Here is a 12796-nt window from a genome sequence, read left to right on the forward strand (position 1 = left end):
TTAATGAAAAGTGTACATTTCTGTTCAAGAAATTTTGAATGAATTTCACTGATAAATGAAATTTTAATATTGTCAATTGGAATATATACTTTAAAATCAATTAAAAACAAAATTAAATTTTGACATATTTACAATAAAAGATACGAACCATAGAGATTACTTTCACTCTATGGTTCTTCTACATATAACTTTCACCTGAGCTATCTTGTCCAAATGTATTTTCTTTCTTTTCCTTCTAAATAAGCTATAACATCCTGTGCCATAATTTCTCCTGACCAATTATCAACATCTACTGTTAAACCTGCCATGTGAGGTGTGCAGACAACATTTTTCATCTTTAATAATGGGTGATTTGCTGGAACAGGTTCTTGCCAGTAAACATCTGTTGCTGCTCCTGCAATCACTTTATTTTCCAAGGCTTCAATTAATGACTTTTGATCAATTACAGCTGCTCTTGCTGTATTAATTAAAAATGCACTTTTTTTCATTTTGCTAAACCATTCAAAATTAACACTTGCTTTTGTTTCCTCTGTTACTGGTAAATGAATACTCACAAAATCACTAGATGCTAAAAGCTCATCTCTTGATACTGGTTTAACATTATCTTTTTCCATTTTCTCTGATGGGCAATAAGCATCAAATGCAACTACTTTCATTCCAAATGCTTGGCAAATTTTCGCAACTTTCGATCCAATTGCACCATATCCTACTATACCAAGTGTTCTTCCATATAGCTCACATCCGATACCATAATCTGTGTATGGATGGTTTTCATCTAAAGGTCCCCAAATAACATTTTTCTTATCTGGTACATTATAAATATTTTCTACCGGCTCGCCTAAATGATCCCCCATCAATAACCCTGCTGCACTTGATACCATACTTCTTGATACAGCAATCATTAAACCTATATTAAATTCAGCAACTGCTTGAGCATTTCTACCTGGTGTATAAGATAATTGAATTCCTGCTTCTTTAAGTGTATTATTATCTACTGTTACAGGTGTCCCTTTTGCAACTCCAATAAATTTCATTCCAGAAGCTATCCATTCCTTTAATGTATCAGCTCCAGCATTTTCATCTCCTAAAACAACAATTTCATAACCTTTACATTCTTCACGAATAATTTCTTCTGTAACATTACCTTTACCATGCTTTAATTCACCAGCTATTGTTACATCACAATACTGTTTAATTTCCTCCATACGCTCATTTGGAATACTTGTACATAAAACTAATTTCTTTTTCATTATCTTTTCCTCCTAACATATACTGTTTATAACAGATTCATATTCCTTTAAGTTACTATTTAAAGCTTTATACATCGAAACATAAAAAGGATAAATTTTTTCATATTTTTTTATCCATTCTTCCTTTGGATGAATCACTTCTTTTATTTTAATCATTTTTTCCATAGTTTCATTTATATCTGGATAAATTCCCACTGCATTTCCTGCAATCAAAACATCCCCAAAAGGTACATCAAGGTTACTATCTAATATTTGAATATCCATATTTAATATTGATGCTTTAATTTCAAGCCAAGTTTTACTTTTAGCTCCACCACCAGCAATTTTAAAACTATTAACTTCTGCTCCAGCTGCTTTCATCTCTTCTAAAACATGTTTCACAGCAAAAGTTGTCCCTTCAAACACGGCCCTTAGCAAATCTTCTTGAGTAGTATTCATTGACATGCCAATAAACATTCCTTTTGCATGAGTATTCCATAAGGGAGCTCTTTCCCCTAATAAATATGGAAAATATAGTACTCCATTACTTCCGGCTTCAACTTTAGCTGCCAACTCATTTATGATATCGAATACATTCTTGCCTGTAAAATTAGCTTGTTCAAGATAATTCTTACCAAGTGTGTCCAAAAACCATTTAATGCTAGCACCTGTACAACTAATAGGTGCATCAAATACATATGGTAATCCATTAATAGATGAAACCTTCGAAATAACTGGTCTATCATAAGCACTTTGTCTTGTATGTCCTGCAAAAATCAAAGATGAAGTTCCTGCAATTTCTGCTGCTTGACCCGGTTTAGAAATCCCAATGGCACACATTGATGCAATCCCATCTGTTGTTCCTGCCATAACAGGAATCCCTGGTAATAATCCTGTTTGCTTTGCCGCTTCTTCTGTTACATATCCAATTATTGTATTACTAGCTACTGGTTTTGGAAAAATTTTTTCAAAATCCACACCAATAATATCCCCTAATCTTTTTGACCATTTCTGGCTGTTAACATCATAGCACTGAGATAAAATCGCCTGGTCTATATCTGCACTATAAACCCCTGTAAGCTTATAATTCACGTAAGAACTCGCCTGAAGAAACTTATGTGCATTTTTAAAAATTTCAGGTTCATATTTTTTTAACCACATTAATTTACATGGAAGAAATGATGCATCTGGCTCTCCACCAACAATAGCTTTATATTCATTTCTGTCAATTTTGTTAAGTAATTCATTGAATTCCTTTTCTGCTCGCTTATCCATCCATATAATAGCATTTCTTAAAGGTATTCCATTTCTATCTACAGGTAAAATCGTTGGAGTTTGAGAACTAATGCATAATCCTGCAATATTTTCAGCAATGTTTGCTGGCAAATCACTGCAAATTGTGAGCAAAATATTTTTTATTCCATTCCACCAATCATCTGAGTTTTGTTCTGCCCAGATATTGTTTATAAAATGCGTCTTATAAGTTTCAGAATGATTTTTCACTACATTTCCATCTTCGTCAAACAATATTCCCTTTGAATTTGTAGTTCCAAGATCAATTCCTAATAAATATTTCTTCATTAAAATAGTTTCCTCCTCTCTTTTGCTTATGTTTGATTTACATTTAATAACCTATATATTTTATACACCTAAAAATAACAAGTCCAAGGTTACCATATATTATTGGCAAGGAGGTAAATCATTTGGTAGATGAACTTGTTATTTTTCCAACATGCCTTGCTTTTATATCATCATTGCTGAATAATATGCATTATTTATAGCGTGATAAATCTGTCCAACATTTTTACAATCACCAATTATATAATATTCATCCACTAAGTCACATAATTCATCAACTTTATCATATGGCGCTCTAAAACCAAGTGCACAAACTATACTATCTGCTTCAATAATAAATTCTTCACCATTTCGTGTGCATAATACACCTGAAGGTACTATTTCCTTTACCATTGTATTTCTATATATAGTAGCTGATTTTTCGACTTCTACCATTAGACCGCCTCTATAGAATGAATTCACATCTTCAGCAACATCATTTTTCATTTCAATAATTGAACATTCTTTTCCATCATGTTTAAAGGAAACTGCTGCCTCACTTCCAACAAGTCCGCCTCCTAAAATCACAACCTTTTCCCCTAATTTATCGTGATTTACTTCCGCATCAATAGCCATAATAACTTTTGGAGAATCTATTCCTTTGATTGGTGGTACAAGTTCCTTTGAACCTATTGCAACCATTAATACATCAGGAGCAAATTCCTTAACATATTCTTTTGTAACTTCTGTATTAAGAATTACTTTTACTTCAGCATTTTCTACTCTCTTAATCAAGACATTACAAAAATCTATAATATCTTTTTTAAAATATGCCGCACCAGCTGGATAAAGGTTTCCACCTAATTTATCAGACTTCTCAATTAAAGTTACATCATGTCCTCTTTCTGCCGCTGTAATTGCTGCTTGCATTCCAGCTGGGCCACCACCTGCTATCAAGACTTTTTTCTTATTAAATGCTGTCTTATCTCTTAATTTTTCAGGAAATTGCTGCCCCATAGTTGGATTAACTGAACATTTTACTGTTTCACTCTTGCTAGTCTCACCAAAACATTCATAACAACGTAAACAAGGAGTTATATCCTCAGTTCTTCCTTCAAATGCCTTTTTAGGTAAATACGGATCTGCCAATAAAGCTCTACCAATTTCCACAAAATCTGATTGTCCTGTAGCTATGATTTCTTCCATATGAGCTGGATCATTTAGACTTCCAACACATGCAACTGGTGTTTTTACATGTTTTTTTATCTCAGCTGCAAGATATACATTAACTCCTCTTGGAAAGAAAGATGATGGATGCGTTCTGCAAAACATTGCAGGATCTTCATGATTTCCGCAGGAAATGTTAAATAAATTAATTTTATTTTCAACCATTTTCGCTACTTCAATACAATCATCAAGATTAAGTCCAACCTCAGTCATATCATCTCCAGAAAGACGAAGTTCAATTGGAAAATGTGGACCTACAGCTTCACGCACAGCATCTAACGCCATGATCAGAAATCTAGCGCGATTTTCCAATGGACCTCCAAACTCATCTGTCCTTTGATTCATAACAGGAGATAAAAACTGTGAGAACAGCCATCCATGTGCTGCATGAACTTGAACCATATCAAAACCACAATCTTTACATAATCTTGCTGCTTTTCCGTAGGACTCAACTATTTCTAGAATTAACTCCTTAGGCATTTCAAAAACTTCACCTTCTGGTGTAATTTCATGACTAGAACCATAAGCAACAGTACAACAATCCATATCCCCACCAACACTAGCAAGTCCTCCGTATTTACCACCATGTGATAATTGAATATTGGCATATGCACCAGCATTGTGAATTGCTCTTGTACATTCTGCAAGCCCTTGTTTTACACCAAAAGAATCTAACTGTAATTGCTTATTATGAGACTTTCCAGTTGCTGAATGAACAATTGCTTCTCCGTATGTAACAACACTTGCACCACCTAAGGCTTTTTCTTCTAAGTAGGCTATCATTTCTTTTGTAAAATGACCTTCTGTTGTAATCATACTAGGACTTGTAGGTGCTGCTATTATGCGGTTTTTCATTCTTATATTTCCAATTCGTAAAGGAGAATATAAATGTGGATATTTTGCTCCCTTTCTACAACACGGATTTTCTTTTTCCATAAATTTTCCTCCTTAAATAATAGACCACCACTATAATGCTTTCTTTAAAATTTCTAATACTTGTTGTTTAGTAATATTCTGTCTAGGATTAAAATTTAATACTGGTTCTTTTATTACATCTTCCGCAAGCATCTCAAAATCTTTTTCTTTAATTCCTTGTTTTGATAATGTTTTAATACCAAGAGTTTTTATTAATTTTTTCAATTCATTTGATAACAAATATTTATCTTTATCAATTTCTCCTGATACTGAAAGTCCAATAGCCTTTGCAAGTTCAACCATTTTTTCAGGACAGCTTTCTGCATTAAACTCCATAACATATGGAAGCACTGATGCATTTGCCATACCATGAGCAAGATGAAAATGTGCACTTAAAGTATGTGCAATTCCATGAACCAGTCCTAAATTAGCATTAGAAAAACCAAAACCTGTAACGATGCAGCCTAACATCATTCGTTCTCTTGCTTCCATATCAGTTCCATCAGCAACTACTTTAGGTAAGTTATTATACAGAATTTCTAATCCCTTTAAGGAATTATATTCAGTAAGAGGTGTTGCCATATTTGAAATATAACTTTCAACTGCATGAGTAACTGCATCCATACCTGTTGCTGCTGTTACTGATGCTGGCATAGTTTTTGTAAATTCCGGATCAATGATAACATTATTTGGTGTAAGTTTATTATCAATAATAACGTATTTGCACACTGCCACTGTATCAGTTAATGCAACCACATTTGTAATTTCACTTGAAGTACCTGCTGTTGTAGGTATTGCAATTAGTGGTAGTACATCATTTTTTACATTTCCAATTCCACCATATTGTCCAATTGGCCCTGGATTTGTCATTAATATATTCACTGCTTTTGTAAGATCAATACTACTTCCTCCCCCAACTGCAATAAACAATTCTATTTTTTCATTTAATGCAAGTTTAGCAGCTTCTTCCACTAATTCATTTGTTGGATTTGGAAGTACCTTATCAAAAATCACAACATTTACATCAACTTCTTTTAGTGTTTCCAGTACTTGATCTGCAATTCCTGCCATTTTAACACCATTATCATAAACGATCATTACATTTTCTGCACCATATTGCTTTAACATAGCAGGTAGTTCTTTTACAGAATCCTTACCAAACATAATATTGCTACTCACGAAAAAGTTACTTACCATTAATTTTTCCCCCTATACAGCTTGATCTGCCGCAATCAACTCTTTCATTTTTTGTACTGCTTCTTCTGGAAGTGGTTTGAATATTCCAGCTGATTTTGCATAATATTGAGTAGTTGCCATTTCTTCTGTATAAATAGTGGCTGCCATTGCTGCTTTAATATTTTTTCCACAACAAATCATTCCATGATTTTTCATTAATGCAGCTCTTCCATCGCCTAATGTTTTTACTACTAAATCTGCAAGATCATTACTTCCTGGCATAGTAAATGGAACAATATTAATTGGTACAAATTCAGCTTGTGGTGGTGTTGTTGGCAGTAATTCACCCTCCATAGCTGCTATTGTTGCAAACATACCATGTGTATGAACTGTTGCTTTAATGTCTGGTCTTGCTCTAAGAATTGCAGTATGCATTGGAACTTCTGATGAAGGTTTATATGGTCCATCTAACCATTTTCCATTTAAATCTACAATTGCAATGTCTTCTGCTTTCATTGTTTTGTATGCAATTCCACTTGGAGTAATTGCAACAACATCTTCTTCTTCATCTCTTACTGCAATATTTCCTGATGTACCCTTAATTAATCCCATATCAACCGCATCTAAAATTGCCTCTAGTACTTGTTTTCTAATTTTTTCGTATTTCATTTATGAATTCCTCCTTGTTTTTTATAATATAATATTAATATAAGGTTTTCATGCTTCTCAACTCATGTTTTTCCTCTTTAAAACGGAAATATTATTCTTCTATACTTACTATAAAGTTTATTATTTGATATAATTTTATAAACACATGACACAGGAGGAGCATTTCATGAATTCCAATAACTTGATACTTAGGCAAAGAAAACTATTAAATTATATACAGAATCAAAAGAGTTATGTAACTGGTACTGAATTAGCAACTTATCTTCAAGTATCACCTCGCACCATTCGTAATGATATCACTGAAATTAACAGTAAATTGTTCAATAGAAAAATACAGATTATATCGGTACGAAGCAAGGGTTACATGCTAGAAGCATCAAATCCTGAAACATTAAATAACTTTAGCAATTCTAACAATACATTTTTAACACGCGAGGATCGCGTTCGCTATATTGCTTTTAAGTTATGTTTATCAGATTCTCCAATTAATATTTATGATTTTGAGAGTGAAATGTTTATCAGCCATACTACTCTGGATCACGACTTACAAGCATTGAGAAAAAAATATATTTTTTCTTTTCCTCATATAAAGTTAATGAAATCAAAGGATTCTTTAACATTCGAACACAACGAAAGAAAGCGCCGTGCAATACTCAACGCTCTCTTTCATGAAGATTGGGATTATAACTCACATGGAAACGCTTATTACAATTATGAATATGTAGACGAACAAGTTCTCGATATCATTACAAATGAAGTTAAATATTTTTTAAATAAATATTCTATCCAGTTGGAAGATTTGAATAATGTAACATTAAATCTATCCATATCAATTATGTACCACCGTATACAATCCGGATATAAATTAAATGCTGATCCATCTGTAACTGACATTGCTCTAGACACTACAGCAAAACTAGCAGTAGACGACATATTAACCTCACTAGAAAAAAAACTCAACTGTCAATTCGATTCAATTGAGAGATTCGATATCTATCTTTATGTATCTAGTAATCGTCTTATGGATGCTTCTAAATTAAATTTTGATACAGTATCACATTTTTTTTCAAAAGAAATATTACATATAACTGATGTTTATTTACAATCAGTCAAAAATACTTACCATATAGACCTTAGTCTTGATGAAGATTTTTATATTACACTATTGCAATATGTCCGTTATTTACAATTTCCTATGCATAATTTTATTAAAATCCAGGATAATTCTGATATTGCAAGAGCTAATTTAATAATTGAATTTGAAATTGCCTACTTATTCCAAAACGTTGCTTTAAAATATATGAAATATCGCCTAAATTATATAGAACTCTTGTACCTTGCATTTTGTATCTCAGGCGCTTTGAAATATAGAAATCAAAATATTGAAAATTCTAAATTTAAAACTGTAATCTTATGCCATCTAAATCTATATGCACTTTGGTCACTTAAAAGAAGATTATTAGATAGATTTAATACATACATAGACATTGTATCCTTATTGCCTGTAAGTTCAAAAGATAACTATGATTTTTCAAAAGTAGATCTTATTATAACTACAGTAAACAAAAAAATTACAGATACACCCAACCCTGAGATATTTTATATATCTCCACTATTAACTCAAATGGATCAAACAAATCTAGAACTATATCTTTTAAAAAGACAATCAGACAGATTATATTCTTTAAATCTTCCGCCTCTACAAGATTTGTTCAATTGTGCTTTTTGGCACGAAAAATTGATTCTTGACGATAAGATTTCTATTATAAAATTACTAGCTTCAGATTTTATAAATGAACAGTTAGTTAGCGCAGAATATTTATCGAATATATTACAACGAGAATCTATATTAACCTTTGCTTTTCAACCTGGAATTGTTTTAATGTATTCTCTTGTTCCAAGTATTAAAACTTGCCTATCCATTGCAACTTTAGAACACAGAATTAAGTGGAACAATTATAAAATCCGTACAATAATAATGGTTGCTATTAAACCAGAGCATGCAACAATTATTTTTAAACTTTTCAATAATTTATTTTATAATGGATACAATCCAGATTATATTCAGCACCTAAAAACAAAAGATGAGTTGATGAAATATCTTCAAAAAATATTTAGATTAAAAATTGAGTAAGAGGTAGACAAATGTCTACCTCTTACTCAATTTTAATATCATATTTCTGTTTTCTTTTCTAGATATTCTTCTTTATATAATTGTGGAAGTATTACTTTTAGTCCACCTTCCATCTCCAGTACATTATGTTCTAAAAGACCTAAAAGACTCTCTTCTGTTACAATATCATCACTCTTTAAAACTGGTATAAATCTATTTCCCAAAACTTGATATCCTTTCCAAAACCTTGTTCTCATTTCTATTCCATCTTCTGTTTCATATATAAAATGAGCTACTACAGTTGGTATTGGTCTTACAGAATAATCACCATTAAGTACTCTAGACGTTGCATTAGCTCCATCTACCATTACTAACTTAGATTCTTTCATTTTTTCAACATCTATACCCATTCGTTCTGGAACTTCCCTGAACAAATCTTGAATATATACATCTTCTAATGGGAACCCTGTACCACAAGTTTCAAGATTCCATTTAAATCCTGAATCATAATGGTGCTTTGGACACCATATTTTATATTTTAAATTACTTTCTTCTCCTGATGTCCACCAACTATTCCACCATTTGTACATTTCTAAAGTTACTCCTGGCATCTTGTGATAAGCTGCAACATATCCACATCCATTTGGCAAAATACAATATCCATTCTCAACTTTTATTTTTTCAGGTTCTATCATATCATTTATTCTATCCCCTAAAATTACATCTTCTGGATTCATCATAATTTTATTGTCTATAATCTCTTTGACTTCATCGTTTATTGGAGTGTCTTCTCTATAAAAATACTTTGAATATGAAATTTTTTTTTCTTTTTCAGTTAGTATTGGCCTATTGTTTTCACACGTAAACATTATTATCTCTCCTCTACTTGCACAAAACTTTTTTCTATATTATTAGTTTCAACATATTTTTTTATTGGATTTGTAAAAAGATATAATCCAGCTATTACTATAGTGGAAATACCACATACAACGAATATACTACTCACATCATTTCCAATAATATTAGCTATCATTTTAATTACAAATGGTGTTACAAAATTTCCAATATTAGCGAAAGCCCCTACAATAGCCATTGCCATAGCAGCACTCTCTGAACTTACAAGCTCTACTGTAAAAGTCATTGCTGATGGTGATCTAACAGCAAAACCAAACCCTATAAAAAATGCTCCTAGGTACACAAATTTAATATCATTTGAAAACGCAGTAATAAGAAATCCACATGCTATAAAAGAAACCGCTATACAAAATATATTTCTTTTAAATATCTTGGTTAATCTTCCTACTATGAAGCCTGCTGGAATACCTATCAACATAAATAACGAATTTACAACCCCTGCTACTTCAACACTTCCAAGATTCTTATCTTGAATGAAAAATGCTATATTAGAATTGTATGCAGTCACAAAAATCTGACATAAAAAGCCTAAAAATGCGAAATAAAACAACCTATTATTTAAATTATTATTAGTTTTTTCACTTTTTTTTAAAGGCCTATCATTAGGTAAAAATTTCAACACAATAAATATACATGGTATAAACATTAAAAGTATTAAATAAGAATATGACCAATTTATTGCTGCTACTTTTCCACTAATAACAGATACAATTGCTCCGCCTATGCTAATTGCTGTTGATTGATACCCCATAATACTTGCACATTCCAAATCTTCGAAATAATCTGAAACTATATTCGAGCTTAGGGTTGTAACAACTCCAACTCCACTTCCAATCAAGCCACTTGCAATATATAAAACAATTAAATTGCTATTAAAAAGTACTGGTATCAAACCACTTATCACTATAATAAACATACTTATCAGTACCATATTTTTTTTACTAAAATAACAAACCATTTTTCCCGAAATCAACATAGCTGGAACTGCAATTATAGAGGGAATCGTATAAATCAATTGTATTTGAGTGGCTGTTGCATTTGGAAAGGATTTATTTATCTCCGCTAATAGTGGTGCAATTAACATATAGCAAAGCGCCAATGTTGACATACATAATACTGCAATTATTATTTTTCTTTTTTCCATCTTATCTTCCTCTCAATTTTATAGTTCTATGATTAATTTTAAATACGAACTTTCTCTGCCAGAATCTAAAAACTCTCAAAGCATTCTTTTCTTTTTATCAATATCTGAAAACATTCATTTCCATGTACTCATATTAATAAAATTTCAGCATTAAAACAAACCGTTATTTTCCGCTGTATAAAGGAATTATTTAGTTTTAACTTTTCTTGAAATAATACAATAACTCTAACATAATATACCTAATTCTATTAAAAACATTTAAGTAAGTAATTAATAAACATAGTATATATGTTAGAGCTATATGATCAAATATTCAAAATTTTAGCTATTCTAATTCAAATATTATTTTATTCAGCATGTTCTCCATGACGAATTTTTAATTCTTTACGTATCTCTTCTACCTTTGACTCAGGTAAGTTATACATTAATAATGGAATAAGTGCTAATATAAAGCAAGCTGCTGGCACTAAATTAACAGAGATATTAATACCTCTAGCTATTTCAGGAGTAACTGGTTGCCCTGCTACAAATCCGAAAAGACCAATGATAAATATACCTAATGAAGCACCAACTGCTGAAGCAACTTTTGTTCCTAAAACTTGCATTGCAAAAGCTGTACCATCTGGACGTCCACCATATTTCCATTCACCAAAATCAATTGAATCTACTGTCATACTGCTTCCACATGGTCCTGATATATATCCTAATCCATATACAACGTGCGATGCAATTAAGAATGGTATATTTGTAGGATCACCAAAGAATATCATTAACATTGCTAATGTTTGAAGTACCATCGCTAAAATAGCAGTATTTTTCTTACCAATCTTTCTGATAACTTTTGGAGAAAAAGGCATTATAATTGTTCCAACTATAACTTGCATCATCATAAAAAGTGTAATAAGATCAAATCTTCCAACTACAAACATGTAATAGAATACTGCAACACCAAGACGACCAAACATTCCAATCATTGAAACAATAGTATATATTGTTGCAAGAATTAATGGTTTATTTTTTACTATAAGCTTTGCAGCTTCTTTTACAGGAAGTGCATTTTCTTTCTTAACTGTAACTACTTCTCTTGAAGTTTTAAATACAAGGAAGAATATAGGCAAAGATACTAACGCAAAGATACCTGCAGTTCTTTGATACCCAACAGATTCAACACCATTACCAAAGTACTGAACAAGTGGTAATGTACATAAATTAAGAGCAATCATACCTATTGTCATACCAAGCATTTGAGCTGCATATAAACGATTAATTTCATTACCGTCTCTTGACATAACTCCTGGTAATGAAAGATATGGAACATTAACTACTGAATAACACATGCTTAAAAGTAAATAAGTAACAAATGCATATATTATTTTGCCAGTAGAACTAAAATCAGGAACTGTAAAAGTTAAAATTGTTAGTACTACAAGAAATGGTGCACCAAATAAAATATAAGGCCTAAAACGTCCCCATTTTGTATGTGTACGTTCCATTATTCCTCCAATAATCGGATCAAATATAGCATCCCATATTCTTACAATTAACATAATTAATGCAACTGCACCTGCAGCAATTCCAGCTGCATTTGTATAAAACAAAATTAAATAAGTACTTACCATTGTCCAAGATAATTGAGAAGCAAAATTTCCAGAACCATAAGCAAATATACTAGCAAATGATAATGGTTTTTCATTACTATTTACATTTTTTTCATTACTTGACATAAAGATCCCCCTTGTTTCTTTTTATATTTTATGTGCATCACTCTACACTCATCTTAAGTCTAAACAATTCCAATAGTTAAATTTTTATATATTATATATACGTTTTCATAACTATTGCATTGAATCA

Annotated in this window: 9 protein-coding genes; 1 reads left to right on the plus strand and 8 read right to left on the minus strand. The window is 31.5% G+C overall.

What is annotated here, in order from left to right:
* Positions 1-200: 200 nt before the first annotated feature.
* The 5 genes from CSPA_RS23115 to CSPA_RS23135 form a co-directional block, all read right to left on the minus strand.
* Positions 201-1250 (minus strand): 2-hydroxyacid dehydrogenase, encoded by a 1050-nt coding sequence (locus CSPA_RS23115; RefSeq protein WP_015394820.1) that lies wholly within the window; start codon positions 1248-1250, stop codon positions 201-203.
* Between the two features lie 12 nt (positions 1251-1262).
* Positions 1263-2810 carry a xylulokinase gene (locus CSPA_RS23120; RefSeq protein WP_015394821.1) on the minus strand — a complete coding sequence of 516 codons (1548 nt, stop codon included), beginning with the start codon at positions 2808-2810 and terminating at the stop codon, positions 1263-1265.
* Between the two features lie 162 nt (positions 2811-2972).
* Positions 2973-4949 (minus strand): oxidoreductase, encoded by a 1977-nt coding sequence (locus CSPA_RS23125; RefSeq protein ID WP_015394822.1) that lies wholly within the window; start codon positions 4947-4949, stop codon positions 2973-2975.
* Between the two features lie 30 nt (positions 4950-4979).
* On the minus strand, positions 4980-6125 hold the full coding sequence (locus CSPA_RS23130) for an iron-containing alcohol dehydrogenase (protein ID WP_015394823.1): 1146 nt from the start codon (positions 6123-6125) through the stop codon (positions 4980-4982).
* 12 nt (positions 6126-6137) lie between these two features.
* Complete coding sequence (locus CSPA_RS23135; RefSeq protein WP_015394824.1) at positions 6138-6773, minus strand: class II aldolase/adducin family protein; 636 nt, start codon at positions 6771-6773, stop codon at positions 6138-6140.
* A 166-nt stretch (positions 6774-6939) separates the two neighbouring features.
* Here CSPA_RS23135 and CSPA_RS23140 point away from each other — a divergent pair, with 166 nt between their 5' ends.
* Positions 6940-8907: a BglG family transcription antiterminator gene (locus tag CSPA_RS23140; RefSeq protein WP_015394825.1), complete on the plus strand. Its 1968-nt coding sequence runs from the start codon at positions 6940-6942 to the stop codon at positions 8905-8907.
* Positions 8908-8945: 38 nt separating this feature from the next.
* Here the strand turns inward: CSPA_RS23140 and CSPA_RS23145 are convergent, their stop codons facing one another.
* From CSPA_RS23145 to CSPA_RS23155, 3 genes are all read right to left on the minus strand, one after another.
* Positions 8946-9755: a DAPG hydrolase family protein gene (locus tag CSPA_RS23145; protein ID WP_015394826.1), complete on the minus strand. Its 810-nt coding sequence runs from the start codon at positions 9753-9755 to the stop codon at positions 8946-8948.
* A 2-nt stretch (positions 9756-9757) separates the two neighbouring features.
* On the minus strand, positions 9758-10945 hold the full coding sequence (locus CSPA_RS23150; RefSeq protein ID WP_015394827.1) for an MFS transporter: 1188 nt from the start codon (positions 10943-10945) through the stop codon (positions 9758-9760).
* 347 nt (positions 10946-11292) lie between these two features.
* Positions 11293-12669 (minus strand): MFS transporter, encoded by a 1377-nt coding sequence (locus tag CSPA_RS23155; protein WP_015394828.1) that lies wholly within the window; start codon positions 12667-12669, stop codon positions 11293-11295.
* Between the last annotated feature and the right edge of the window lie 127 nt (positions 12670-12796).

Source organism: Clostridium saccharoperbutylacetonicum N1-4(HMT) (genome assembly GCF_000340885.1).
GTDB lineage: Bacteria > Bacillota > Clostridia > Clostridiales > Clostridiaceae > Clostridium > Clostridium saccharoperbutylacetonicum.

What these genes read in the sequence shown, in the direction of transcription:
- CSPA_RS23140 (WP_015394825.1), top strand. Translation starts at nt 6,940, where the DNA reads ATGAATTCCAATAACTTGATACTTAGGCAAAGAAAACTATTAAATTAT.
- CSPA_RS23135 (WP_015394824.1), bottom strand. Translation starts at nt 6,773, where the DNA reads ATGAAATACGAAAAAATTAGAAAACAAGTACTAGAGGCAATTTTAGAT.
- CSPA_RS23155 (WP_015394828.1), bottom strand. Translation starts at nt 12,669, where the DNA reads ATGTCAAGTAATGAAAAAAATGTAAATAGTAATGAAAAACCATTATCA.
- CSPA_RS23125 (WP_015394822.1), bottom strand. Translation starts at nt 4,949, where the DNA reads ATGGAAAAAGAAAATCCGTGTTGTAGAAAGGGAGCAAAATATCCACAT.
- CSPA_RS23120 (WP_015394821.1), bottom strand. Translation starts at nt 2,810, where the DNA reads ATGAAGAAATATTTATTAGGAATTGATCTTGGAACTACAAATTCAAAG.
- CSPA_RS23115 (WP_015394820.1), bottom strand. Translation starts at nt 1,250, where the DNA reads ATGAAAAAGAAATTAGTTTTATGTACAAGTATTCCAAATGAGCGTATG.
- CSPA_RS23130 (WP_015394823.1), bottom strand. Translation starts at nt 6,125, where the DNA reads ATGGTAAGTAACTTTTTCGTGAGTAGCAATATTATGTTTGGTAAGGAT.
- CSPA_RS23145 (WP_015394826.1), bottom strand. Translation starts at nt 9,755, where the DNA reads ATGTTTACGTGTGAAAACAATAGGCCAATACTAACTGAAAAAGAAAAA.
- CSPA_RS23150 (WP_015394827.1), bottom strand. Translation starts at nt 10,945, where the DNA reads ATGGAAAAAAGAAAAATAATAATTGCAGTATTATGTATGTCAACATTG.